Origin of the sequence: Pseudomonas sp. NCIMB 10586, assembly GCF_023127895.1 — a bacterium.
GTDB lineage: Bacteria > Pseudomonadota > Gammaproteobacteria > Pseudomonadales > Pseudomonadaceae > Aquipseudomonas > Aquipseudomonas synxantha_A.
Genome location: NZ_SPKQ01000037.1, coordinates 191668 through 216482, shown reverse-complemented (window position 1 = coordinate 216482; position 24815 = coordinate 191668). Strand labels below are relative to the sequence as shown.

The 24815-nt window shown below is 57.6% G+C and carries 19 protein-coding genes and 1 tRNA gene; 14 read left to right on the top strand and 6 right to left on the bottom strand.

All coding sequences use genetic code 11. From position 1 onward, the window contains the following. Window positions 1-48: 48 nt before the first annotated feature. Window positions 49-1014 (bottom strand): arsenic resistance protein, encoded by a 966-nt coding sequence (locus tag E4P01_RS14220; RefSeq protein ID WP_216090611.1) that lies wholly within the window; start codon window positions 1012-1014, stop codon window positions 49-51. A gap of 157 nt (window positions 1015-1171) precedes the next feature. Between E4P01_RS14220 and E4P01_RS14215 the strand changes: the two genes are divergently transcribed. After that, the gene (locus E4P01_RS14215; protein ID WP_005783897.1) at window positions 1172-1585 is read left to right on the top strand and encodes a hypothetical protein; all 414 of its coding nucleotides are present in this window, start codon (window positions 1172-1174) and stop codon (window positions 1583-1585) included. Window positions 1586-1864: 279 nt separating this feature from the next. Here E4P01_RS14215 and gabP read toward each other — a convergent pair whose 3' ends face one another. Beyond that, complete coding sequence (gene gabP, locus E4P01_RS14210; RefSeq protein WP_216090610.1) at window positions 1865-3256, bottom strand: GABA permease; 1392 nt, start codon at window positions 3254-3256, stop codon at window positions 1865-1867. 555 nt (window positions 3257-3811) lie between these two features. Here gabP and E4P01_RS14205 point away from each other — a divergent pair. The 12 genes from E4P01_RS14205 (at window position 3812) to E4P01_RS14150 (ending at window position 16217) form a co-directional block, all read left to right on the top strand. Then, complete coding sequence (locus E4P01_RS14205; protein ID WP_003187760.1) at window positions 3812-4585, top strand: ABC transporter ATP-binding protein; 774 nt, start codon at window positions 3812-3814, stop codon at window positions 4583-4585. Window positions 4586-4598: 13 nt separating this feature from the next. Then, window positions 4599-5351: an ABC transporter substrate-binding protein gene (locus tag E4P01_RS14200; RefSeq protein WP_005783892.1), complete on the top strand. Its 753-nt coding sequence runs from the start codon at window positions 4599-4601 to the stop codon at window positions 5349-5351. A gap of 74 nt (window positions 5352-5425) precedes the next feature. Continuing rightward, window positions 5426-6121 (top strand): ABC transporter permease, encoded by a 696-nt coding sequence (locus tag E4P01_RS14195; RefSeq protein ID WP_005783890.1) that lies wholly within the window; start codon window positions 5426-5428, stop codon window positions 6119-6121. 38 nt (window positions 6122-6159) lie between these two features. Continuing rightward, window positions 6160-6849: an ABC transporter permease gene (locus E4P01_RS14190; RefSeq protein WP_032803763.1), complete on the top strand. Its 690-nt coding sequence runs from the start codon at window positions 6160-6162 to the stop codon at window positions 6847-6849. Continuing rightward, window positions 6830-8017 carry a methyltransferase gene (locus tag E4P01_RS14185; RefSeq protein ID WP_216090609.1) on the top strand — a complete coding sequence of 396 codons (1188 nt, stop codon included), beginning with the start codon at window positions 6830-6832 and terminating at the stop codon, window positions 8015-8017. The genes E4P01_RS14190 and E4P01_RS14185 overlap by 20 nt, the downstream gene beginning before the upstream one ends. 464 nt (window positions 8018-8481) lie before the next feature. Continuing rightward, window positions 8482-8557 (top strand) — tRNA-Thr (locus E4P01_RS14180). A 190-nt stretch (window positions 8558-8747) separates the two neighbouring features. Continuing rightward, the gene (locus E4P01_RS14175) at window positions 8748-9905 is read left to right on the top strand and encodes an AAA family ATPase (RefSeq protein WP_216090608.1); all 1158 of its coding nucleotides are present in this window, start codon (window positions 8748-8750) and stop codon (window positions 9903-9905) included. 334 nt (window positions 9906-10239) lie between these two features. Then, window positions 10240-11739 carry a hypothetical protein gene (locus E4P01_RS14170; RefSeq protein ID WP_148853106.1) on the top strand — a complete coding sequence of 500 codons (1500 nt, stop codon included), beginning with the start codon at window positions 10240-10242 and terminating at the stop codon, window positions 11737-11739. A gap of 657 nt (window positions 11740-12396) precedes the next feature. Continuing rightward, window positions 12397-12681 carry a DUF3077 domain-containing protein gene (locus E4P01_RS14165; RefSeq protein WP_216090607.1) on the top strand — a complete coding sequence of 95 codons (285 nt, stop codon included), beginning with the start codon at window positions 12397-12399 and terminating at the stop codon, window positions 12679-12681. Between the two features lie 198 nt (window positions 12682-12879). Next, complete coding sequence (locus E4P01_RS14160) at window positions 12880-14223, top strand: CHASE2 domain-containing protein (RefSeq protein ID WP_216090606.1); 1344 nt, start codon at window positions 12880-12882, stop codon at window positions 14221-14223. Window positions 14224-14260: 37 nt separating this feature from the next. After that, window positions 14261-14626, top strand: a complete 366-nt coding sequence (locus tag E4P01_RS14155; RefSeq protein ID WP_216090605.1) for a hypothetical protein — start codon at window positions 14261-14263, stop codon at window positions 14624-14626. A gap of 13 nt (window positions 14627-14639) precedes the next feature. After that, entirely contained in the window at window positions 14640-16217 is a 1578-nt protein-coding gene (locus tag E4P01_RS14150; RefSeq protein ID WP_216090604.1) for a M48 family metallopeptidase, read from the top strand. Between the two features lie 85 nt (window positions 16218-16302). On the opposite strand, the gene E4P01_RS14145 is transcribed toward E4P01_RS14150, so the two are convergent. Continuing rightward, on the bottom strand, window positions 16303-17589 hold the full coding sequence (locus E4P01_RS14145) for an OprD family porin (RefSeq protein ID WP_148853114.1): 1287 nt from the start codon (window positions 17587-17589) through the stop codon (window positions 16303-16305). Between the two features lie 407 nt (window positions 17590-17996). On the opposite strand from E4P01_RS14145, the gene E4P01_RS14140 reads away from it, so the two are divergent. Further along, window positions 17997-20072, top strand: a complete 2076-nt coding sequence (locus E4P01_RS14140; RefSeq protein ID WP_216090603.1) for a TonB-dependent siderophore receptor — start codon at window positions 17997-17999, stop codon at window positions 20070-20072. A 33-nt stretch (window positions 20073-20105) separates the two neighbouring features. Here E4P01_RS14140 and E4P01_RS14135 read toward each other — a convergent pair whose 3' ends face one another. The 3 genes from E4P01_RS14135 to E4P01_RS14125 all read right to left on the bottom strand — a co-directional run bounded on the left by E4P01_RS14135 (window position 20106) and on the right by E4P01_RS14125 (window position 24692). Then, a complete protein-coding gene (locus E4P01_RS14135; RefSeq protein ID WP_032878386.1) occupies window positions 20106-20321 on the bottom strand; it encodes a hypothetical protein in 216 nt (71 codons plus the stop codon). Between the two features lie 234 nt (window positions 20322-20555). Further along, the gene (aguA, locus tag E4P01_RS14130; protein WP_005783865.1) at window positions 20556-21662 is read right to left on the bottom strand and encodes an agmatine deiminase; all 1107 of its coding nucleotides are present in this window, start codon (window positions 21660-21662) and stop codon (window positions 20556-20558) included. Window positions 21663-21782: 120 nt separating this feature from the next. Continuing rightward, window positions 21783-24692, bottom strand: coding sequence for an aminotransferase (locus tag E4P01_RS14125; protein ID WP_216090602.1), 2910 nt, complete (start codon window positions 24690-24692; stop codon window positions 21783-21785). Window positions 24693-24815 lie beyond the last annotated feature (123 nt).

The window sequence follows — 24815 nt, the reverse complement described above, 5'->3', positions numbered from 1 at the left end:
CGAGCACTGCCCTGAATAGCGCCTGAACAAACCTGAACATTCACGCTTTTATCGACTTGCGGGCCACACCACTGCCGGGATCAGGCGAACGTAGACCAACTCGGCCACCAACTCGACCAGGGTTTGCAGGATCACCGCCGCGGCAGCCAACCCGCGCATGTCCTCCGGCAAGGCCAGCGCCAATGGCAATACCACCAGCGAGTTGCGCGTCGAAGCACTGAACGTCACCGCCCGTGCGCTTGGCGCAGGCAGCGCAAACAGTCGCGCAGCCAGGATCCCCATCAACGGCGCCAGCAGTACGAAGCCCAGGTAGATCGCAAGCACTGGCAGCAACAGGTCGAAGTCGCGCATGACCGATGTGATTTGCGACCCAATCACCACGAACAACACCAGGGCCATCGCCGGCACCGGCAACCAAGCCCACGCACTGCTCCATTTGTCGACCAGCCTTGATCGTCGCGCCAGGTAGGCCGTCAGCACAGCCAGCAGCAACGGCACCACGATCAACAACAGGAATGCCTCGATAAATGGGCCGATCTCAACCACCACACCCGAGTGTGCGCCCAGCATAAAACCCAGGTACACCGGCAGCAGTGCCAACTGCAACAGCAACAGCAACGGTGTGGCCGCCAGCATCAACCGCGAATCGCCCTTGCCGATGTGGGTGAACACCACCACGTAATCAATACAGGGCGTCAACAACACCAGCAAGGCCCCCACCAACAGCCCGGGATGCCCCAGCAGGCCACGGGTCAGCGCCCACACCAGCAATGGCACCAGAACAAAGTTGGCCAGCAACAACGCCGAGACAAAGCGAATATTGCCCAAACCCTGGCGCAGATCGAGGAAAGGAATCTGCAGGAACATCGCGTACATCAATACCGCGATGGCGGGCGTGATCAATACGCTCAAGCCGTGAGCCACTAGAGGCGCGAACACACCACAGGCAGCGGCCAGCAGGATGGCGACAAAATAGAAGGGGATCTGGTTATGCTCAAGGGCATCGCGGGTCATGAAGACGCTCTGGCAGATGACAAAGGCATAGCCTATTGATCTATGGCCTGGTGGTCGAGCGCGATGAACGACCAAACCCGCCCGGATTTCCTTGGGATTTGCCCCAACCTGCGCTTCAATACTCCACCCCGATCCAGAACCCAAGGATGTTGAGCCCATGGCTTCGCCGAACAAGCAGCAAAAACGCGCCCAGCGGGCAAAGACCAAGGCCAAGCAAAACCGCACCCAGCGCGCCGTCGCGGCCAAGCCGGATGCGTTCGCCGGCGACGACAGCCGCATCGATCTTGAATCGGTGGACTTGACCGAACTGTTCGTCGAGATGCGCACCGCAGGCGAGATCAGCCAGCAGGCACTGTGCGCGGTATTCCTCGCACACCCGCTGTTGGCGCTGGTGCTGGAGCAGGAAGGCGAAGAGGAAGCGACCGACTTTATCCTGGCGGCGCTGATTGAATATCGGCAGTGGGCCACTGACAGCGATGACGAGGCCGCTGCGTTGGCGTGGATCGAATCGCCGCAGTTCCAGGCGGACTATGTAGCAGCATCCCAGGCGCTGACAGCCTCAACAGACTGACACATATCAAAATGTGGGAGGGGGCTTGCTCCCTCCCACATTTGCACCACATTCCGTCAGTTGAGCACTGCTGCGCCTGATTTCTAGGCCTTGCCGCAGCTCGCCACTACCAATACCACCTGCAAGCTCAGCATCTCAGTCGCTGACAACCTCAGCAGACTGACGCGCATCAAAATGTGGGAGGGGGCTTGCTCCCGATGGCAGAGTCTCAGTCGACATCTCAGTGACTGACACACTGCATCGGGGGCAAGCCCCCTCCCACATTTGCGTCACATTCCGTCAGTTGAGCACTGCTGCGCCTACCTTCTGGGCCTTGCGGCGGCTCGCCACGAACAACCCAGCCAGCACCACCAGCAAGCTCAACACTCCCGTCGCGATGATCTCGACCCGGTGCGCTTCCTGGAACAGCATGATGGTCAACGTACCGACGATAAACACCATCACGGCGTACGTCAGGCCAGGAAACAGCCACATCTTGAACACGATCTTCTCGCCCGCCGCCGCACGCTTTTGACGCATGCGCAGTTGCGACACGGCAATCACCAGGTACACCAGCAACGCAATGGCGCCGGAGCTGGCCAGCAGGAATTCGAACACGGCCGCCGGGGCCACGTAGTTGGCAAATACCGCCAGGAACGCCGCACCGGTGGACAGCAACACCGCCCAATAAGGTGTACCACTTTTGTTGGTGCGCTTGGCCACCGCTGGTGCATCACCGCGACGCCCGAGGGAGAACAACATACGCGAGGCGGTGTAGAGCGCCGAGTTGAGGCAACTGGTAACAGCCACCAGTACCACCAGGTCGACGATCAGTTTGGCATTCGGGATGCCCATGCGCTCAAGTACCGTCTGGTAGGAACCTACGGCGGCCAGGGCCGGATCGTTCCAAGGCACCAGCGACACGACAATGAAGATCGACAGCAGGTAGAACAAACCAATCCGCCAGATGACCGAGTTGGTGGCCTTGGTGATTTGCTGGCCGGGGTTCTTGGATTCCGCTGCAGCGATGGTCACGATCTCAGTGCCCATGAACGAGAACATGGTGGTCAGGATCGCTGCCAGAACCGCGCCCATCCCATTAGGCATAAAGCCCTGGGTATCGAACAGGTGCGAAACACCGCTGACCTGGCTGGTGGGCAAAAAGCCGAAAATCGCGGCCAGGCCGAGGATTACAAAGCCGACGATGGCCACGACTTTAATCAACGCAAACCAGAACTCGAACTCACCGTAGTTCTTCACGCTGAACAGGTTGGTTGCAGTCAGCAACAACGTAATGACCAGGGTAAACACCCAAATCGCCACGTCGGGGAACCAGGCGTGCAGGATAGTCGCCGCCGCGTTGGCTTCCAACGGAATCACCAGCACCCAGAACCACCAGTACAACCAACCAATGGTAAACCCAGCCCAGTGACCGATTGCGCGGTCGGCATAGGTAGAGAACGAACCGGTATCGGGTGACGCAACAGCCATCTCGGCCAGCATCCGCATCACCAGCACCACCAACGTACCGGCGGCCGCATAGGCCAGCAGCACGGCGGGGCCGGCGGCAGCAATCGCATGGCCAGAGCCGACAAACAAACCTGCGCCGATTACGCCGGCAATCGACAGCATGGTGACATGCCGCGGCTTGAGCCCCTGTTCGAGGTCATTGGAGCTTTGAGTACTACTCATTGACACACCTTTGCGAGGAATTGCGAAAACGGGTTCGCCCGGCCTGCAGCCTTTCTCGTGAAAAGAATCCAACAGGGCGTTCTTTATTTTTTACGCAAGATTTGCGCCAAAATGTAACAGAGCCGCCATTGACGCGGGCTGTAGGACAATTCATCGGCGCTCGCAAGTCTTTGAGAATCATGGCATTCCGCTATAGCGTTACCGTGCGACTCACCTTCAAGCCAATCAAGCGCACCAAAAACACACACTAAAAGTACGTGACGCCCCATAAACGGGCTGATATGGACCGTTTGCCCGGTTAACCCTTCCAACACCCGGCCAAAGCTGGCACCATCGCGCCCTTTTTACGCGAAGCCTGTGGATCTTTCGGGTTCAAACGTCTGTAGGTTGTTGATGGCGCGACACGCTACTGCGCCGATGCGACACACTGCCGCAGACCACCAGTTAACCGTCCGCAGCGCTGTTGGCTGTCATCCAAACGCTATGCTAGCTTGGCGCCTCGCCAGGAAGGCGGCCCAACAGCGAAGATCGCAACGAACACAATGAGGACCGCACATGGCCCAGGCCACGCCCGCGCTTGAAATCCGCAACTTGCACAAACGCTATGGTGAGCTTGAGGTACTCAAGGGTATCTCGCTGACCGCTCGCGACGGCGATGTGATCTCGATCCTGGGTTCCTCCGGTTCCGGCAAGTCCACCTTCCTGCGTTGCATCAACCTGCTGGAAAACCCGCATCAGGGCCAGATCCTGGTAGCCGGCGAAGAGCTCAAGCTCAAAGCCGCAAAAAACGGCGAGCTGATGGCCGCCGACGGCAAGCAGATCAACCGCCTGCGCAGCGAAATTGGTTTTGTGTTTCAAAACTTTAACCTGTGGCCGCACATGAGCATCCTCGACAACATCATCGAGGCCCCTCGTCGCGTGCTCGGCCAAAGCAAGGCTGAAGCAATAGAAGTGGCCGAGGCCTTGCTGGCCAAGGTCGGTATTGCCGACAAGCGTCACGCCTACCCTGCACAACTCTCCGGCGGCCAGCAACAACGGGCGGCGATTGCGCGCACCCTGGCGATGCAACCCAAGGTCATCCTGTTCGATGAACCCACGTCGGCGCTTGACCCGGAAATGGTTCAGGAAGTACTTAATGTGATCCGCGCACTGGCCGAAGAAGGCCGCACCATGCTGCTGGTCACCCACGAAATGGGCTTCGCCCGCCAGGTATCCAGCGAAGTGGTGTTTTTGCACCAGGGCCTGGTCGAAGAGCAAGGATCGCCACAGCAGGTGTTTGAAAACCCGCTTTCGGCGCGCTGCAAACAATTCATGTCCAGCAACCGCTAACGGAGCAACATGCATGCAGACCTATAAGAAATTCCTTCTGGCCGCGGCCGTCTCGATGGCGTTCAGCGCCACGGCCATGGCAGAAACCTTGAAAATGGGGATCGAAGCGGCTTACCCGCCGTTCAACAATAAAGACGCCAGCGGCAACGTAGTGGGCTTCGACAAGGACATCGGCGACGCCCTGTGCGCCAAGATGAAAGTCGAGAAGTGCGAAGTGTATGTGTCCGACTGGGACGGCATCATCCCGGCCTTGAACGCCAAGAAGTTCGACTTCCTGGTGTCTTCGCTGTCGATCACCGATGAGCGCAAGCAAGCGGTTGACTTCACCGACCCGTACTACTCGAACAAGCTGCAGTTCATTGCGCCAAAAGCCACGGCAGACTTCAAGACTGACGCCGCTTACCTGAAGGGCAAGGTGATCGGTGCACAGCGCGCAACGCTGGCCGGTACCTACCTGGAAGACAAGCTGCCGGACACCGAAGCCAAGCTCTACGACACCCAGGAAAACGCCTACCTCGACCTGACCTCCGGTCGCCTCGACGGCATCCTGGCTGACAAATACGTGCAGTACGAATGGCTCAAGAGCAAAGACGGTTCGGCCTATGAATTCAAAGGCGACCCGGTGGTAGAAAGCGACAAGATCGGTATCGCCGTGCGCAAAGGCGACCCATTGCGCGAGCGCCTGAACAAAGCCCTGGCAGAGATCAAGGCAGACGGCACCTACAAAAAGATCAACGACAAGTACTTCCCGTTCAGCATCGAATGATCTGAACGACCTGCCCGGCGCGCTCCTGGGAGCGCGTCGGCTTTTAGCAATGCCTGCCGCGATATGAAAACACCATGAATTTCGATCTCTACGGATTCGGCCCGGCCCTCGCCGCCGGCGCGCTGATGACCGTCAAACTGGCGCTCACGGCCCTGTGCCTGGGGCTGGTGCTCGGCCTTGCCGGCGCCTTGGCCAAGACTTCGCCGTACAAGCCGCTGCAATGGCTGGGCGGTGCGTATTCGACCATCGTTCGCGGTATTCCCGAATTACTGTGGGTGCTGCTGATTTACTTCGGCACCGTCAACCTGATGCGCGCCCTGGGTGAGTTTTTTGGCAACCCCGACCTGTCGCTGAGTGCCTTCGCCGCCGGCGTCATCGCCCTGGGCCTGTGCTTCGGCGCCTACGCCACCGAAGTGTTTCGCGGCGCGATCCTCGCCATTCCCAAGGGCCACCGCGAAGCCGGTGTGGCATTGGGGCTGTCGAAATTTCGGATTTTCACCCGGTTGATCATGCCGCAGATGTGGCGTATCGCCCTGCCGGGCCTGGGCAATTTGTTCATGATCCTGATGAAAGACACCGCACTGGTGTCGGTGATCGGCCTTGAAGAAATCATGCGCCACGCGCAAATCGGCGTGACAGTGACCAAACAGCCATTCACCTTCTTCATGGTCGCGGCGTTCATGTACCTGGGCCTGACCGTACTGGCGATGACCAGCATGCACTTCCTGGAAAAACGCGCCGCCCGCGGCTTTGCAAGGAGCACCCAATGAGCGGCGACTACAGCTGGCTATCGCACTTTGACCTGGGCCTGAACTGGGCCGTGATCATCAAGTGGCTGCCGAAGTTGGCCCAGGGTGCAACCCTGACCCTGGAGCTGGTGGCAATCGCCGTGATCGCTGGCCTGCTGCTGGCGATTCCACTGGGTATCGCGCGCTCTTCGCGCCGCTGGTACGTGAGCGCCCTGCCCTATGGCTACATCTTCTTCTTCCGTGGCACGCCGTTGCTGGTGCAGTTGTTCCTGGTGTATTACGGCCTGGCGCAGTTCGATGCCGTGCGCAACAGCTTCATGTGGCCGTACCTGCGCGATCCGTTCTGGTGCGCCACGGCCACCATGACCTTGCACACCGCCGCCTATATCGCCGAGATCCTGCGCGGTGCAATCCAGGCCATTCCGCCGGGCGAGATCGAAGCAGCGCGGGCATTGGGCATGTCCAAACCGAAAACGCTGTTCTACATCATCCTGCCCCGCGCCTCACGCATCGGCCTGCCGGCCTACAGCAACGAAGTGATCCTGATGCTCAAGGCCAGTGCCCTGGCCAGTACCGTGACCCTGCTGGAACTGACCGGCATGGCCCGCACCATCATTGCCCGCACTTACCTGCCGGTAGAGATTTTCTTCGCCGCGGGCTTGTTCTACCTGCTGATGGCCTACGTGCTGGTGCGCGGTTTCAAACTGCTGGAAAAGTGGCTGCGCGTCGATGCGTGCCAAGGACGTTGAGGCACGCTTCCAGGCACTGGATGCATTCCTGATCGAGTACCAAGGGCTGTGGCGACCACGGCCCTTTACTCAGTTGCAGCTGCCCTGGGAAACCGAGCATCCCGAGTTATCCCAGTGGCTGCGTCGGCGTTCGCTGGCCGAAGCTGAAGCCAGTCACAACCACCCCCACAACCTGCCTGCGCCTGCGCCGTTTCCACAGCTGGCCGCTCAAGCGCTGCGCCTGAGTGCTGTGGGTAAGTTACCCGCCCACTCACTGGACCCCGCTCGCCACCGTATGAATGTGGACGTGCCCGGGCGCAAGTGGCAACAGATCGAAGCCTTCGGCGCCGCACTGACTTTTGCCCAGACGCCTGCCCACTGGCTGGACTGGTGCGCCGGCAAAGGCCATCTTGGCCGTCGCCTGCTGCAACCCGGCCAACGGTTGACCTGCCTGGAATATGACCCGGCCCTGATTGCGTCCGGCCAAGCCCTGAGCGATCACCACGGCTTGCCCGCTGCCCATTGCCTGCAAGACGTGATGGCCGATGTAGCGATCGACCCCGAACACACACCTGTGGCCCTGCACGCCTGCGGCGACCTGCACGTGCGCCTGCTGCAACTGGCCAGCGCCGCTGGCTGCAAACAATTGGCCCTGGCGCCCTGCTGCTACAACCGCATCAATGCCGAGCGCTACCAGGCACTGTCCGGCGCCGGGCGCGCATCCCTGCTAACCCTGTCGATTGATGATCTGGGATTACCCCTGAGCGAAACCGTCACCGCCGGCAACCGCGTGCGCCAGCAACGAGACACCTCCATGGCGCGGCGCCTTGGCTTTGATCGACTACAGCGACAACTGCGCGGCTCCAACGACTACCTGCCGACGCCCTCCCTGCCTGCCAGTTGGCTGGATAAATCCTTCGCCGACTACTGCCGCGAGCTGGCAAACCTCAAGAATTTATCCACAGATGAACAAGACTGGCCGGCGCTCGAAGCTCACGGCTGGCAGCGCCTGGCCGAAGTGCGAAACCTGGAATTGGTAAGGGGTTTGTTTCGGCGCCCACTGGAAATGTGGCTGGTGCTGGACCGCGCACTTTTTTTGAGCGAAAAGGGCTACAACGTCGAGGTCGGCACCTTCTGCGAACCAACGCTCACCCCACGCAACCTGATGGTGCTGGCCCAGCGCGAATAAGGTGCAAAATTTCCAACACGCGCCCTGTGGATAACTCTGTTGATGGAATCTTTGCAGAAGCTGTAGCAATGGGCGCTGAACGCCAAAAGCGAGGCTGGTCATTTTTTGTTCACAAAATAAAACGCACACAAAACAGGCAGTTGCAGCGTGTTGAGAACGGCTGCACAAAATGGCTGTTTCGTGACAGCTGTTACCAACCGATTGTGCATAAGCATCAGACGTTAAATATATAAAGCGGACTTTGCAGGGTGGTTTTTGGCGGTTTCAGCGGGTGGAGAAGCTCGTTGGACGTCGGATCGCTCAGGTACGCGGGGTACCTGGCCTGACGCCGAAGTGACGGCTTTTTATGCTGCCACGCCGTGTGGAAAACACGCTAATCGCAAGAAACCTTGGTTTTTGCAAAAATAGTCAGAATTCAGGGGTTTACAGAAGCTTTCCAATCGCTATAATCGTCGCCCTAACACGCCGGTATAGCTCAGTTGGTAGAGCAACTGACTTGTAATCAGTAGGTCCCGGGTTCGACTCCTGGTGCCGGCACCATACAAAACGAAGCCTCCACAGAAATGTGGGGGCTTTGTTGTTTCTGGGGATCTATATTCCTCACCTCTGACGCCACCCTTTCAAAGCCTCTGAAATTGCGATGTGCTGTACCAGAAGTTCATTTTTTGAGCTTTATGCTAAATTATGAACTGGCAATAATTATGGCGTATCCATAAAAAGGGATAATTGCATGAGCAGCATATTTCAGCGCCCTGAATTGGCTGAATCGATGGCGAACCAGCTTCTGAACCCAGGCGTGCTTGATGAAGGCTTGCGCTCAGGCCTTTTTCTGTCTGGCCTGCGCCGCACGGGTAAAACGACTTTTCTGAGAAATGACCTGATCCCAGCCTTGGAAGCAGCAGGCGCCCTGGTGATCTACGTCGACCTCTGGAGTGACACGCTGGCCAACCCGGCAACGCTCGTACACAACGCCATCTACAAAACCTTGAAAGAACTACAAACCCCAGGCTCGTCGGCACTGGAGATGCTCAAGCGCGTCAGCAACGTTGACTTCGGTGCAGCGGGATTCAAATTCGGTTTCAAGCTCGACAGCGTCGGTAACCCAGACGGCCCGACATTGGCTCAAGCACTGACAGAGGTGGTCGACCAGGCGAAGACCGATCTAGTGCTGATCATCGACGAAGTGCAACACGCCATTTCCTCTGATGACGGGAATCAGCTGCTACTGGCACTCAAGGCTGCACGTGATGCGATCAATCCACGCCCTGATACGCCAGGATATTTCCTCTTTATTGGTACTGGCTCTCATAGGGCGCAAGTAAGTGAGCTAACCGCCAAACGCAATCAGGCATTTTCCGGCGCCACGTCAGCTGCGTATCCGCTGCTAAAAGGTGATTACGTCGAGTTTCTGCTCAATCGTCTTGCGATGACGGTAAAGAAAGAAAAGCTCCCCTCTCTCAAAGTTGCCATTGAGGCATTCAACACCTTGGGGAATAGACCTGAGGAAATGCTAAAGGCCCTGCGCCAACTCTTGCAGCAGGAGGGTGATCCCGACCTTTTCCTCCCCGTGATTGCAAGCACATTACGCTCGGCGGCAGCGAATATTGAGCTTGAAAAAGTCGAGCAACTGGGCAGCCTCGCTCAGGCGATTTTCAACAAAATCGCCGCAACCGAAGGGGATGCCCGCGGGATATTCTCTATTGATGCAGCCGCTGAGTATTCAAAAATGGTCGGCCGCGAGGTGCGGGTTGAAGAGATTCAACCGGTAGTGATTGCACTAGTGGCGGAGAACATCATCATGCGGCGCGGGCATGGGATTTACGCGATTACGGATCAGTTTGTTCAGGAGATTTGGTTGGAGGAGCGGGCGTTGATAGAGGGGAGTTAGGGAGCACTCAAAATAAATCTGTCACCTTTTTCGTCACCTTTTTCCTTCGGCATGGTCAATGCGCACAGTGATGGGTGGCAGGCGTTTGTCTGCGGGTGTCGATTGCCAAGCGGAAGCAAATAGAGTCTTGAAAATGGTCGTATTCGCCAGAGGCACAAGCACACCGTATTCACACGGAAAATGAACGGCAGTTCACCTTGAAATCATCCCGCTCATCGAGCCCCCCTAACCCACTACTTGATTTAGTGGATGAGCATCGGCATCTTTGCAAACATTAACGACTGGCCTTTTGCCAGGTCGACGAAAACCAGCTACTGAGGCTGGTAGGTGAGCTATGGAACGCTATTTAGACCCCGATAGGATTTTGTCAGGGGACAAAGACGAAAATTTCTATTTTTTTACAGAGTTCAGAGATCTGCTCGTTCTTCTGATCAACACGTCCTTCAGTAACTTACCAAGCCCTGTCAGGCTCGACAGGAACGGTCGTTTAAAATCGACAGCGGAGGTATTTGGTATTTTAAAAACCAAAGAACTTCACATCAATCACGTAGGTTTTCCCGGAGACTGGGAGGGTGAGGAAATAATAAAAATCCTAGAACACTTCGGTAGCATACGCTTCACCCAATGCCAATTTTACCTAAAAAAAATAGATTTACGGTCGCCCAGAATCTCATTTTTCGAATGTCGATTTAGTGCCACGCACGAGGTTCTCAATGTAAGACTACGCAAAGACCATAGCTATGATGACTGCATTTATCAAAACTGCATATTCGATGGAGATCTGCATTGCGGGATTGATGACGAGAAAGAAAGAACTATAATTCAACACCCTCTATTTTCAAAATGCACGTTCTCAAAAAATTTAAAATTAAGAAATGTAGAACTTGAGGGTTATTTATTTGACCCAGACCAACGGTACCCCACAACACTTCACAGCATTACTGCAACAAACTGCATTTTTCAATCTGGCACATATCTCAACATTAAAAATTTAATGGACGCAGCAGTTTTTCGCTCATGCATATTCAAAGGGAAATTTGAATTCAAACGGAACCGTATCGGAGCATTGATAATTAACAACTGCAACTTCGAAAAAGTTGCCGACTTCCATGGAAGTCTATTTCTACGTTTCAAAATAAACAAAAGTATCTTCAGCACATTTGCAGGATTTGAAAACTGTATCTTTGGTCAAACGCCGCTTGAAGAAAAAAAGGCAACAAAACTAGCGCGAGCCTCGCGAATAGTCGCAGACTTCAGCTATGTAACATTTCTTGAGCACTCAAGCTTTCGAAATGCTGTTTTTGTAACGGGATTAAATATAGAAAAAATAAATACAATTGAGCCGCCAAACTTTCACAACACCCAAGTCTCCTTCGAACACACAAACAGGGAGACATTCAGAATAATAAAGCATGCACTGGATGCTCATGGCTCTCATATAGAAGCAAACAAATACTTCGCTTTAGAAATGAAGAAATTTCAAAAAGAGTTAAGCACAAATTTTTGGGACAGCTTAATCTACAAAATAAACGGGCTCACGTCAGATTTTGGCCAAAGCTATCTACGTGCAACTTCGTGCATTATTATTCTTTCTATCACCTTCAGTTTATTGAGCCTAGGCCAAGAAAATAACATCCTGTACAAAATTTATCCTCCTGCGAATGACATTATCCGTTTCATCTCAAGCTTATTTAACGGCTTTGCATCTGGCTTTCTACCATTCAAACAATTCCTACGCACAGACATGGAATTTATTAGTCTAATATTTTACATAATGTTCGGTATTCTTATTTGGCAAACCATCATAGCAGTCAAGCGGCTTATCAAACGATAGTGCTTAATGAATAGCATATAAAATATATCTCCCGAGACCGTTGCCGAGCGCTTAACCATCAGTAAGCGCTTCATAAACCCGCACAAAAGCCACTACCTAATCTGCGATGCTATGCTCCCGATTCCGTTTCAGCGTTTGCTTTCGGCTCATCAGGAAAGGCAGCTAGTTGCTTGGGCCCCACTCGTTGACCGCTCGGACTTATCCCAAGAGATAGGCGCCGCTACTCTGCGACTCTTTAAGGATCAGCTTCTGGCCGAGGCTGTGTAGAAACGTTTTCTATCGGTGCGCCTAAGCGGAATGCCTAATCTATAAAATTCATAACCGGCCCTTCAATCTCATCTCTCAACACAGAGGGCACACAACCAATCCATTTTCCCGATTGCTCCCCACGCCCCACCACGCTACCCTCCCTCCTGTCGCTGCCAATTCAGCGACCGGGCCTGAGAACCCGGCAAGATGCAGGCGCACCAAGCGCACCAAAAACCCGATTTGCAGGCGTTTTTTTTCGCCTCACAATTCGTGCAATGGCGGCTGTGCGTGGGAGACCTTCGGGTCTGCCGGGTTCCTGTATCTCCGGTTTCTCAGCCTGCGCATAGCTGCCACCCATTCGCCTGAGAACGAACGTGGTAGCTCTCACTCGATACGGGAGTTCTACCAATGACCGCTCCAAATCCGTCCGCGTTAACCACCCTCGGCGTCACCCCCTTTTCCTTTCACTCCGACCAACCTCTGTTCCGCGTCAACAGCGGTGTTTCCCTGCATGAAGCCTTGCATCACGTTTCTGACCTGCTCCACCTCGCCAAGCTGCTCGCAGAAGATGCGGCGATGACGAAGGACACGGACCGTTACGCCTGGGCGTCGCATTTTTTGCAGGAGATGAGCAAGGCGGTGATTGATGATGTGGTGAAGGTGTTGGAGTCGCTTGGGAATATTGAGCAATAAAGAAGTCGTGTGGCTCGCGGGCTGACGTCATCGCGGGCAAGCCCGGCTCCCACAGAGGAAAGCCCTGGCCTGAATAGGTCGGGGCTTTTTGCGAAAGACGAGCCAAAGGCAATATGGCACTTAGCCACTTATTCGATTGACACCCCCTCCCCACTCCTTTAAAAACCCCGCCTTGCTTGCGCTTTTATCGAGACATGGATGTTGTCCAACCCCCCGCTGTTCAAATACCGCCGCTATTGGCTGGCGGTCATCATCGTGTTGCTGGCGATTCTTGATCCTTTCGGCCTGGCCAGTTCCAGCGACAAGGCGTCGGCGCAGTGGCTCAATCGTATGTTCGCCAGCCACTACCCGAGCCTTGGGCAGCAGCGGGTGGCGGTGGTGTTGATTGATGATGCCTACCTGATGCGCAATGACAGCTCATGGCCCATGCCCTATGGCGAGCAGAGCAAGTTGTTCAAGCGTTTGCTGGCGTACAAGCCTGCGGCGGTGTTTGTGGATTTGCTGTACAGCCATGACCACTCGTTGGGCGACCCGGCGCGGGGCAGTCAGTTGCTGGCGAATGTGTTTGAGCGTTATCAACGCCAGGGCATCCCGCTGTGGTTGGCCAATACCGGGTTGACGCGTGCGGAGGCGGGCCAGGCCAACACGCTGGCGCCTTTTATGCAGGTCAGCCGCCCAGCCTTGGTGGTGTGGGAAGGGGTGGATGACAAGTATCCACTGGCCAAGCACACCCAGGCCGGGCTGATGGAAACCCCCGCCTTGGCGCTGTACCGGGTGTTCTGTGCCACGCATGGCTGCAAGCCGCCGCCGGTGGATGCGCAGACCGCTGTGCAGCGCCAGCCCATCGCGGTGCAATGGGGGCTGAAGCTGGCGGCGGAACAGGCGCGTATTGCTGATATCCGCCACTGCGCAGCGGCGCGGCATTTCTTGCTGGATGGGGTGGCGCAGTTCTTTCAGGCCGTGTTCTGGAAGCTTGATGACTCGGCCCAGGCACGGTGCCCTTATACGCTGACATTGTCGGCCAGTGACCTGGAGGTCAGCGACCCCGACGATCAGGCACTGATCGCAGAGTTGCTGCGCGACCGCCTGGTGCTGGTGGGCGCCAATATCGCGTCCACGGGGGATCTGGTTGAGTCGCCGGTACATGGCCAACTCCCCGGCGTGTACTTGCACGCCATGGCCCTGGATAACCTGATCAATTCTGGCATGGACTACGACCATGAACCGGCCGACTTTCCCCGCTTGCCCTTCAATTGGCTGGACCTGCTCGAGCTCGGGCTGTTGGCGTTGATTGCCGTGCTCAAGGCGCTGCACGCACGTCGCCTTGCGGGCCAGCGCACCTGGAGCCGGTGGCGGCGCCAGGAAATCTGGTTTTTTACTTCGCCGTGCCCCTCGTGGCTGTTGGTGATGTCGATGTTGGCGGCGGTCAGTGTGTTGCTGAGCCTCAATGACATCACCCCGGTCAACGTGCTGGGCATTGTTTTGCTGTCGTTGGTGTTGTTCAGCGAGCGAATCGAAGCCTTCTTCGACCGCGACCGCTGAGTGTGCCGTTTTGTCATTTGACTCAAGGAATTCAAGGATGAACAGAAGTCTCATCGTTTTGCTCACCGCCCTCTTCACCCAGGGTGCCTGGGCGGAAACTCACAGTATCAAAGCGTTTCTGGCCGACCCGGTGACCGTACTGGACGAGCAAGGCAAGCAACAACGTGAGCTGGCGAAAAAGGATGCGCCCACCCAGCCCCTGCCGGTGTTGCAGTACAACCAGGCGCTGGACCTGGTGCAGGTCGAGCTGGCGGGCCAGAAGGTCTGGCTGGACACCATGGACCTGCGCATCGAGCCGCCGCTGAACGTCGTCGACCTGCCCTGCCAGGGCCTGACCAAAAGCCAGGCCAAAGACAGCCGCAATAACTCCACCATTGGTTTTGGTGCCGGTTGCAATCAATAAAAGGAGCGGTGCGGTGAAGGGATATCTAGTCGCGGCCAGCCTATTGGCCAGTTCGGTGCTCAGCGGTTGCGCCACCTTGAAGGGCGCGGACCAGGCGTTCCTGAACCTGGTGGGGCCTTCGACCCAATCCCGGGTTCAGGGCCACTACGTGGACAACACTGACGTACGCCAGTATTACAAGCTCGACCCACAGCGCCAGAGCCAACAGCGCCTGAGCTACGACGGGCGGGCGGTGCCGGCTGCCGAAGCGCGTCAGCAGAACCTGGTGGATATCCCGATGCTGCAAGCCTACTTGCAGGGCATTGTCACGCGCTTGTCCAAGGGCTGGCCGGGGGAGTTGCCGCCGCTGCAGGTGAAGATCACCGACAGTTATGGTTTCGGGCCATCGGCAGACCCTTACGGCAACCTGTTCGTGCCGCTGGGTATGCTGGACAACGTCGCCAGCGAAGACGAAATCGCGGCGATGCTTGGCCATGAAATGAGCCACGTGTTGCTGCATCACCATGACCGCATGGCTGCCTTCCAGCAGCAGAAAGACATGTTCACCACCGTCGCCTCCACGGTCGCCTTGGCCACCATGGCTGCCGATACGGGCGTCGACCGCAGCTCCGGGACGATGAAGCTGTTCAGTAAAGACCCGGCCGGCACGCAAAAGACCATCGGTAACACCGTGCTGTACACCGCACTGGCCAATACCTTTTCCGATCAGGTATGGAGCACCGCCTGGGGCCGCAGCCAGGAAGACCAGGCCGACTTGCTGGGCACTGACTTGATGATCCGCGCCGGTTACGCCCCGCGTGCCGCCACCCATAGTCTGGAGCGCCTCAATGACTTTCAAGGCAAGCAAAAACCCTTGCTCACGGGCTTCCTCACGGCGCGCAAGAATGCCATGCAGGATTCGCTGCAGCAGTTCAATCTCAACCAGTTCACCAAAGAGCTGGACGTGCTGGTCAAGGACGGCTTGACCACCGGCATCACCGCAACCACGCAATACTTCAACCGCTCGCACATGTCGGCGATGGACCGTGACACCGAGCTGCGCCAGTACTTGCAACGCGAATATCGCCAGGAACGCCGCGCTCGGGTCAACCCACAAAGCTGGTCGAAGATGAAGACTACGCCGCAAGTGGCGAAGGCCTTACAGGGTTATAAAGACGCGTACTTCGCCATCGATGCCCTGGAGAAAAACAAAGTGCCGGATGCTGAAGGGTTTATCCGCAAGGCCCTGGCGTCACCGGTCAAGGACCAGCCGAGCATTCGGCGCACGGCCTATACCGTGCGCCTGGCCCAGGGCAAAAACAGCGAAGCGCTGAAAGAGTTGCAGACGATCAAGGACTGGTCCCTGGCTGGCCCTTCTACCTATGACTTGATGATCAGCTACCACCTCAAGCGGGGTGATGGGCAAGCGGCACTGGCGATGATCGACAAGGCCGAACGTAATCTGGGCTCGGAGGAGCTGTTCATCACCGAAAAGCTGCTGGCCAACCAGCAGCTGCAGAATGCGCAGCAGGTGCAAACGGTGTTGCGCAAGTGCGAGCAGTACCCGACACGCAAGGAAAACTGCAAGAAGCTCGCACCGGCCAAGGCCTAGGCGGCAACATTCGCACCTGGCATAAAAAAACCCCGAACCAGTCGGGGTTTTTTATTGCCTGGCATCAGGCACGACGCTCGATCAATTAGAAAACGTTGATCGGGTAGTCGGCGAACAGACGGATTTCGTTACCGCCTACGTTGTAGTTGCTGGCGTTGTTGGAAACGCGCAGCCACGAGGCGCGAGCACGCAGGCTCAGGTCTTTGGCTGGGCCGCTCTGTACGACGTACTTGAACTGGTTCCAGATTTCACGCTCGGTGCCATCGCCACGGCCTGTGCCGTCGTCGATGTTGGTGCCACGCACGTAGGCAATGTTGTAGGTCAGGCCCGGTACGCCGAAGGTGGCGAAATCGATGCCGTAACCTGCTTGCCAGGAACGCTCGTCCTTGCCGTTGAAGTCAGACCAGTAGGAGTTGGCCAGCAAGATGGTATTGCCGCCGTCGCCGATGCCGCCAGCGTTGCGGTAGCCGCCGTACAGGTAGCCAGTGTCGCCGGTGCTGCGCTGGTGAGCGATGGTGAAGCTGTGCGCTCCAACGGCCCAGGTCGCGCCCAGGCTCCAGATCTTGTTGTCGCGCGCGTCCGCATCACCTTGGTTTTCCAGGGCGAAACTGCGATCAAGCTTGGTTTTGTAGCCGTTGAAGTCAAACGTCAGCGATTGCTTCTCTGGCAGGGCCAGCACGTAGTTGACGTTGACGTATTGCTTTTTCAGCACGTCTTGCATGTCGGAGGCATACAGGGCAGCCGACAGGCTTTCGGTGAATTTGTAGCTACCGCCGATGTAGTTGATGCTCTTCAAGCGGCCGCTGTCGCTGCCCTCGGCGCTCTTGCGAGCTTCCTTGGTGAAGTGACCGGCGTCCAGTTGCAGGCCGGCGATCTCTTTGGAAACAATCGAGGTGCCCTCATAGGTTTCCGACAGCAAGCGCGAGTTATCGTACTGCAGGACCGGTACGGCCGGCATTTGCTGACCGTATTTGATCACGGTGTTGGAGATACGCGCCTTCACGGCCGCGCCGCCTTTGGCCAGGTCGTTGGCGGCTTCACCGCTGTCACCTTGCTTGAAGAAGTCGATACCGCCAGCGCCGCTGCGGCCTTTACCACCGTCCAGGCGGATAGCGTATTGGCCAATCACGTCCACACCCACACCCACGGTGCCTTGGGTGAAGCCGGACTCGAACTTGCCGATGAAGCCTTGGCCCCATTCAGCTTTGTCCTGCTTGCCGTTTTTGTAGTCACGGCTGATGTAGGCGTTACGTGCGGCGATGTTCAGGTGGCTATCTTCAACAAACCCCTTGGATTGCTCCTGGTCGTTTGCCATTGCTGTCGATGCGCTCAAAATCCCCAGAGCGATCAGACTCATCCGTTGCTTCAACATATTCTTATATTCCTTATTACGGGTTGAGTACGCGCTGTGACACCAGGCTCCATGTTGCTATTTCTGGTGTCGACCTTTGCCGCAAAAAGAAAGCCCGCGGACGACTGAACTGCCGCGGGCCTTTTTTATTGGAGTAAGTCATGGCGGTGAGCCACAGGCGTTGGGCGCAATCCTATGCGGGCGTTGAACTATGTGTCAATTTCGTGAATCGTCTGTATTTAGGCGATATTCGTCTAAGGGGCGAGCTAAAGCACTACGCTGAAAACGATTGAATGACCTACGGCACCGGTAAATAACACATCAAGTAACAAATCTGCCAGCGACACGACAGGGAATAGATAACACGCGCAAATGCAAAGCATTACCATTCGTGCAAATTTCCTGCCCAACTTGTTGGATACACCCCCATGCCCACCCCTTGCCTGACGCCCATCGCCCTTGGGCTCTCCATGCTGCTGTCTGCCGGTTTTGCCTGCGCGACTACGGTATTGCCCGAGACCTCGATCAATGCCGAAGCGGATGAAGACGACCCACGGGTCAAAGAGACCAACACCGCCACGCGCACCGCGACCTCCGTACGCTATGTGCCCCAGGCGATCGACTCGGTAAAAACCGACAATCTGCGGTCCTACGGCACCAACGACCTGGGCCAGGCGTTAAGCGGTATTCCCAACGTCAGCAGCGGCGCCGACACACGCTTCGACAGCCTGCGCATACGCGGTTTCGACGCCAGCAATGACTTCTATCTGGACGGCATTCGCGACGACAGCCAGTACGTGCGCGACCTGCACAACATCGAGCGTATCGAAGTGCTCAAGGGCCCGGCCGCCGTGCTGTACGGGCGAGGTGGCCAGGGTGGGATCGTCAACCGCGTAAGCAAATTGCCCACGCCGGGTCATAAGTCGAGTATCGAAGCCCAAGGTGGCAGCAACGATTTGCGCAGCCTGTATGCCGACCTGAGCGCCGACCCGAGCGACACCATCAGCCTGCGTCTGAACATGGGCAACCAGGACAACAACAGCTTTCGCGATGGCGTCAGCGGCAACCGCCAGTTGTTTGCGCCGTCGATGAGCTGGCAGCTCACCCCCGACCTGAACTGGCTGGTGCAATACGAATACAGCCGCTACAACCGCACGCCGGACCGTGGCATTCCCGGGGTCAACGGGCGCCCGGCGGATGTGAGCCGCAGCACCACTTATTTCGATCAAGGCGACTACATCGACGATAAATCCCAGTCACTGCGCTCCAAGCTCGCCTACGAGCTCAACGCCAACTGGCAACTGCGCCACACCCTCGGTGTGTTCAAGCTCGACAGCGATTTCGACAACACCTACCAGACCGGCTACGACGCGAAAACCAACAGCGTCAGCCGCCAACACTGGCAGCAAGACCTGACCACCCGCAATGTTTTCAACAACCTTGAGCTGGAGGGTGGTTTCGACACATTTGGCCTGGAGCATCGCCTGCTCACCGGTATCGAGCTGGGCAGCCAGCGCCGCGATCCGAAGCTGTACTCGGCTCGGGATGCCAAAACGGTACCCAGCCTGGACCTCAACCAACCCAATCGCCGCCTGAGCCACACCGGGAGCATGCGACTGTCGAGTTACAACCACACTGAAGTCGAAAGCAGCGCGCTGTACGTGCAGGATCAACTGCGCCTGAACGACCAGTGGCAACTATTGGGCGGGCTGCGTTATGACCGCTTTGAAGTGGACACCACCAGCAAGGTGCTCAACACCCAAGAGAACGTGAAGAGCCACAGCACCAGCCCGCGCGTCGGCCTGGTGTGGACGCCGCTGGAGCATCATTCGTTCTATGCCTCGTGGAGCAAAACCTTCTCGCCAGCGGGCGGCGGCCTGATCGGTATCACGCCGAACGCCGCCGGGAACGTCAACGACCTTAGCCCGGAGCTGACCAAGCAGAAGGAAATCGGCGTGAAGAGCGACTGGTTCGACGACCGCCTGAGCACCACCCTCGCTGTGTACGAGCTGGAACTCTACAACCGCCGCACCAGCGACCCGCTGGACCGCACCATTACCCTGCTCACCGGCGAGCAACGCTCACGCGGCGTGGAGCTGACGGCTACCGGCAAGATCATCGACAACTGGTACGTACGCGGTGGTGTAGGCCTGCAGGACGCCAAGGTGGAGAAGGACAACAACGGCTTTGAAGGCAAACGTATCAGCGACGTGGCCAAGCGCAATGCCAGCGTGTTCATCACCTGGAAACCGGAAATGGGCTGGTACGCCGAAACCGGTTTGACCCTGGTGGGTGATCGCTACGCCGACAACCTCAACACCGTGGTACTGCCGGGATACGGGCGCTGGGACGCGCTGGCCGGGTTCCGTCAGAAAGAGTGGGACGTGAGAGCGGCGCTGAACAATATTGCCGACAAAAATTACTACGCCTCGGCGACCAGTGCGGCGCAGATTCAACCAGGGGAGCCGCGTAGCCTGGTGGTCACCGGTACCTACAGTTTCTAATATTTCATCTGGCACACTGACTGCAGTGTGCCTTCACTTACTCATCAACTCGCATAACGCCTGCACTTCATCCTCCGTGAACAACCCCACCGGGTAGCGTTCTCTCATCACCCTGCGCAAGTCAGGCACCTGCCTGACCTGGCGCGAGCGGTTTGCCTTCAACCACAGCGCCAACGCATGGATCGCATCGCCGTTGACTCGCAAGGGGTGAAACGTGCGCATGTTCATCAGGTCGATATCGGCATTCATTTCAGCGCTCTCTCCTGCTGCGTGAGCGGCTAACTTACTCAAGGTTTGTGACAGAACTGCGCAGTCATCGCACAGATTCACTGTGCCGACAGCGATACAAGAGCTATGCCAATGTGCCGTCCGCCTTGGCATTCAGATACAAAAAAGCCCGCGACCTGGCTGGGTCGCGGGCTTGGCTGGAACACTGCGGTTGCGCAGCGCACACGCGCCCTCAAAGCACCGTTACAACTGCACTCAATTTCTGTGCGGTGCGGGCTGCTGTTGGGTCAGGCAATGAATATTGCCTCCCCCCAGTAACAGTTCGCGGCCCGGCACCATCACCACTTCGTGCTGCGGGAACAGGCTCTGCAGGATTTGTTTGGCCTGGTGGTCCAGCGGGTCATCGAAACTCGGCGCGATGATGCCGCCGTTGACGATCAGGAAGTTGACGTAGGACCCGGCCAACCGCACGCTCGGGTTACGTTCCTGGCTGCCGTCCACCGGGTCGACACCGGCGCATTCTTCCTCGGTGGCATACAGCGGTCCCGGGATTGGCATTTTATGCACGATGAACGCGCGCCCCTTGGCGTCGGTGCTGTTTTGCAGCACATCCATGGCTGCGTGGCAGCGTGGGTAGTTCGGATCTTGCGGGTCATCGGTCCAGGCCAGCAACACTTCGCCCGGGCGCACATAGCAGCAGAAGTTATCCACATGGCCATCGGTTTCATCGTTGAACAGGCCATCCGGCAACCAGATGATCTTATCCACCGCGAGGTGATCAGCCAGTACAGCTTCAATGGCCGCACGATCCAGGTGCGGGTTGCGATTGCGGTTCAACAGGCACTCTTCGGTGGTGATCAGGGTGCCTTCGCCATCCACATGGATCGAACCCCCTTCAAGCACGAAGCCTTGGGTGCGATAGCGCGGCGCGCGCTCGATCTCGAGGATCTTGCCGCCTACCTGGGAGTCACGGTTCCACGGTGCATACAGGCCGCCGTCAAAACCACCCCAGGCATTGAAATCCCAATTCACACCCCGCACTTCGCCGCTGTCGTTGATCACGAACGTGGGGCCCGTATCGCGGACCCAGGCATCGTCGGAAGACATTTCCACCAAGCGAATATTGGGTACATCCAGGCGTGCACGGGCGTTCTCGTACTGGCCGGCGGAAACCGCAACGGTCACGGGCTCAAAGCGGGCGATGGCCTTGGCCACAGCCACGTGGGCGGCCTGCGCAGGCTTGCCGCCCAGACGCCAGTTGTCGGGGCGCTCGGGCCAGATCATCCAGGTTTGGGTCTGTGGCGCCCATTCGGCAGGCATATGGAAGCCGTCGGCGCGAGGTGTGCTGTGCAGGGTGGTCATGGCGTTCAAAACTCCGAATGGGGTGAAGACCGACTTGATATGGATAAAAATCGGCTTTGGAAGCGTTTAACGATTATAGATCCCGAATATTACACAAAATAGCCGATAACAATCGATCTATCACAGCTGCTCATCCAGTACTTTCGACAACATGTCGACAAAGAAGTCCACGCTTTGCCGGGTGGTCACCATCGGCGGTTTGATCTTGAGAATATTCAGGTAGTCACCCGTAGGCTGCATGAAAATCCCCAATTCCCGAAGACGATCACATAACAGCGCCGTCTCTTGCGTCGCTGGTTCCAGGGTGTGTCGGTCACGCACCAGTTCCAGGCCCAGATAGAAGCCCGAACCGTGTACCGCTCCGACCAGCGGATGGCGGTCGATCAGGGCTTGCAGCCGAGCCTTGAAATGCCCGCCAACCACCTGGGCGTTTTCCCAGAGTTTCTCTTCTTCCATCACGTCCAGCACCGCCATGCCGATTTGACAACTGACCGGGCTGCCCCCCGATGACGAGAAGAAATACCCTTCGGTCTCCAGCGCCTCGGCAATTTCTCGACGGGTGATCACCGCCCCCAAAGGCTGGCCGTTGCCCATGCCTTTGGCCATGGTGATGATGTCGGGCACCACGCCCTGCTCTTCAAAGCCCCAGAAGAAGTGGCCCATGCGGCCGTAACCTACCTGCACCTCATCGGCGATGCACACGCCCCCCTGGGCACGGACCAAGCCATAAACCTGCTGTAAATAACCCGGCGGCAGAGAGATGCCCCCGGCATTGCCGTATACCGGCTCACAGATAAATCCGGCCAATTGGCGCTGGCTTGCGGCAATTTTCGCCAGGTTGTGTTCCACGCTTCGCACGTAGTCCGGTGCGCTGTCCGGCCCGCGGAATTCGCCGCGGTAGGTATTGGGTGCTGTCACCGGGTGCACCCAGTCCGGGCGGCTGCTCAATGCCTGGGGGTTATCGGCAATTGATGTGGACACGGCGTCTGCCGCCACTGACCAACCGTGGTACGCCTCCAGCACGCTGAGCATGTCGCGCCCACCGCTGTAGGCCCAGGTCAGGCGAATCGCCAGGTCATTGGCTTCGGTGCCGCTGTTGACCAGGAACACGCGGTCCATGCCCTTGGGCGCCAGCGCCAGCAACCGTTCGGAAAACTCGGCAATCGCAGCATAGTGAAACCGCGAGTTGGTGTTGAGCAGCGACCACTGCCGCGCTGCCACCGCGGCCATGCGCGGGTGACCATGGCCCAGCACGGCTACGTTGTTGAGCATGTCCAGGTAGGATCGGCCCTGCATGTCGATCAGGTGGTTGCGCCAGCCCCGCTCGATACGTGGCGGGTCCACGTAGTAATGCTTCTGGGAGCGGGCGAAGCTGGCATCACGCCGGGCCAGCAGAGCCTGCGGGTCCAGTTCCGGCTCGGCATCGCAGGCCAGCCCCAACAGCGCCGCCGGTGACGGGCACAACGCCTGCCAGGCCGAGGCTCGGGAGGGCGTGCAGAACAGTGGCGGTTCAAGGTCGGCGCTGCATAACTGCACAGTCAACGGCGCGTGAACCTCCCCCATTACTTGCCCTTTCACCACCAACGCTCCAGGCGTGAGTGACGTTTTTAAGCCCCACACACGCAGGCTCAGCCTAGGGTCGTGCAAGCACAGCAAGCCATCGGCGCCTTCACGCAGCGTGCCTGCAAAGGGGGCTTGCAGCACGCTGCCGTGGGGCAGGTGCAGTTCGACATGGAGGGGCAAGGTCTGCGGCTCTACCGCGCTGTCGGCACAGGTACGCGACAAGCGGTATTGCCCATACCGGCTGGCCGCCAGCCCATGTACTGCCGCTGCTTCAGCCAGCAACCGCCGATCTATTCCCGGGGTTTCCCAATTACCGGCCTCCCAATGCGGGCTGAGTACGCCCAGGTCGATCAGCGCGAACTCGCGGCCCACCAGGCCCGGCAACAAGGGTGCAAAGTCATGGCTGGCAACCGGTGGCAACGTCTCGCCAACGCCAGTGAGAATCGCCGCTTGCATCAGCGCAAACGGCACCGCCGTCGCAACATGGAAAATTTCCCACTCGTGCTCAGCGTTTTTCTTTAAATACGTGTTATCCGGGTCCAGGCGTTGCTGCTGTTCACTGCTGAGCACCAGCACCGCCGCGCGTGCGACGATCAGCGGCCACAACACTTCCAATTCTTCGCGCTGTAACGGCATCACCGCGTGACAGGCCTGGATTGCCGGCAGAATCGCAAACGGGTCACCGTGGGTGTGGTGCAACAGGGACGCGCAGGTTACCGACAGGTCAGCAATCCGCCAGGTGTGCACCAGATCGCCGAAATCAATCACGCCGTGGATACGCCAGCGCCGCTGAGCATCACGCTGGCACACCACATTGTCATCGGTGATGTCCAGATGTACCGCTTGCCACGGCAGGCGTGGTGCCAACGGTTGGACATACGCCTCGACCTGCGTGGCTACGTGCTCCAATACGGCGCGTTGCGGCAGGTCAGGCAAGGTTGCCAGCAGATGAGTGATCAACGCCTGCGCATGGCGCGGATCCCATTGCAGGGTGCGCGCAAGGCCCGGATGCTCGAAACCTTGCAGCGCGAGGCTCATCTGTGCGCACAGCTCACCGAAGCCTGCGATCACATCGCGGCCCAGGTGCGGTAAATGCGTGAGGGGCTGGCCGTCGATGTACTCCAGTAGCCGCAGGTGCAGGGTGTGCCCGTCGACGCTTACCGTCAGCAGCTCATTACCATCCAACGCTTGAATCACCTTGGGCACGCGCAGATGGACATGTGCTTGCAGACTATTGAGGGCCGCGTGTTGGGCCTCGAGTTCAACGGCGGCGTAGTCACCGCGACAGATTTTGAGAACAAAACGGCCCTGGGCGTTGTCAATCTTGTAGTTGAGGTCTTGTTGACTGCCCAACGCTTGCAGCACACCGCTCATCCCATAATGCCGCTCGAGTAGGCTGGCCGCCTGGTCGGGGCTTACTTGTGGGCAAGGTAAACTGGCGCGGTGGGTCAATGTGGCTAACGACATTGTGACGACCTTTGTTTTTTCAGACGTCTATATCGCCATTGTTCCGGGTCACAAGGCAACCCCCAGTAAACGCCGGACTTGCACCACCCGGCCCACACAACTCAAGCTATGCTTCATTCGCTT

Coding starts and splice junctions, on each gene's coding strand:
- gabP (WP_216090610.1), bottom strand. CDS start 3,256: ATGAGTAGTACTCAAAGCTCCAATGACCTCGAACAGGGGCTCAAGCCG.
- E4P01_RS14185 (WP_216090609.1), top strand. CDS start 6,830: ATGCGTGCCAAGGACGTTGAGGCACGCTTCCAGGCACTGGATGCATTC.
- E4P01_RS14205 (WP_003187760.1), top strand. CDS start 3,812: ATGGCCCAGGCCACGCCCGCGCTTGAAATCCGCAACTTGCACAAACGC.
- E4P01_RS14140 (WP_216090603.1), top strand. CDS start 17,997: ATGCCCACCCCTTGCCTGACGCCCATCGCCCTTGGGCTCTCCATGCTG.
- E4P01_RS14195 (WP_005783890.1), top strand. CDS start 5,426: ATGAATTTCGATCTCTACGGATTCGGCCCGGCCCTCGCCGCCGGCGCG.
- E4P01_RS14125 (WP_216090602.1), bottom strand. CDS start 24,692: ATGTCGTTAGCCACATTGACCCACCGCGCCAGTTTACCTTGCCCACAA.
- E4P01_RS14135 (WP_032878386.1), bottom strand. CDS start 20,321: ATGAATGCCGATATCGACCTGATGAACATGCGCACGTTTCACCCCTTG.
- E4P01_RS14170 (WP_148853106.1), top strand. CDS start 10,240: ATGGAACGCTATTTAGACCCCGATAGGATTTTGTCAGGGGACAAAGAC.
- E4P01_RS14175 (WP_216090608.1), top strand. CDS start 8,748: ATGAGCAGCATATTTCAGCGCCCTGAATTGGCTGAATCGATGGCGAAC.
- aguA (WP_005783865.1), bottom strand. CDS start 21,662: ATGACCACCCTGCACAGCACACCTCGCGCCGACGGCTTCCATATGCCT.
- E4P01_RS14160 (WP_216090606.1), top strand. CDS start 12,880: ATGTTGTCCAACCCCCCGCTGTTCAAATACCGCCGCTATTGGCTGGCG.
- E4P01_RS14220 (WP_216090611.1), bottom strand. CDS start 1,014: ATGACCCGCGATGCCCTTGAGCATAACCAGATCCCCTTCTATTTTGTC.
- E4P01_RS14200 (WP_005783892.1), top strand. CDS start 4,599: ATGCAGACCTATAAGAAATTCCTTCTGGCCGCGGCCGTCTCGATGGCG.
- E4P01_RS14155 (WP_216090605.1), top strand. CDS start 14,261: ATGAACAGAAGTCTCATCGTTTTGCTCACCGCCCTCTTCACCCAGGGT.
- E4P01_RS14145 (WP_148853114.1), bottom strand. CDS start 17,589: ATGTTGAAGCAACGGATGAGTCTGATCGCTCTGGGGATTTTGAGCGCA.
- E4P01_RS14215 (WP_005783897.1), top strand. CDS start 1,172: ATGGCTTCGCCGAACAAGCAGCAAAAACGCGCCCAGCGGGCAAAGACC.
- E4P01_RS14165 (WP_216090607.1), top strand. CDS start 12,397: ATGACCGCTCCAAATCCGTCCGCGTTAACCACCCTCGGCGTCACCCCC.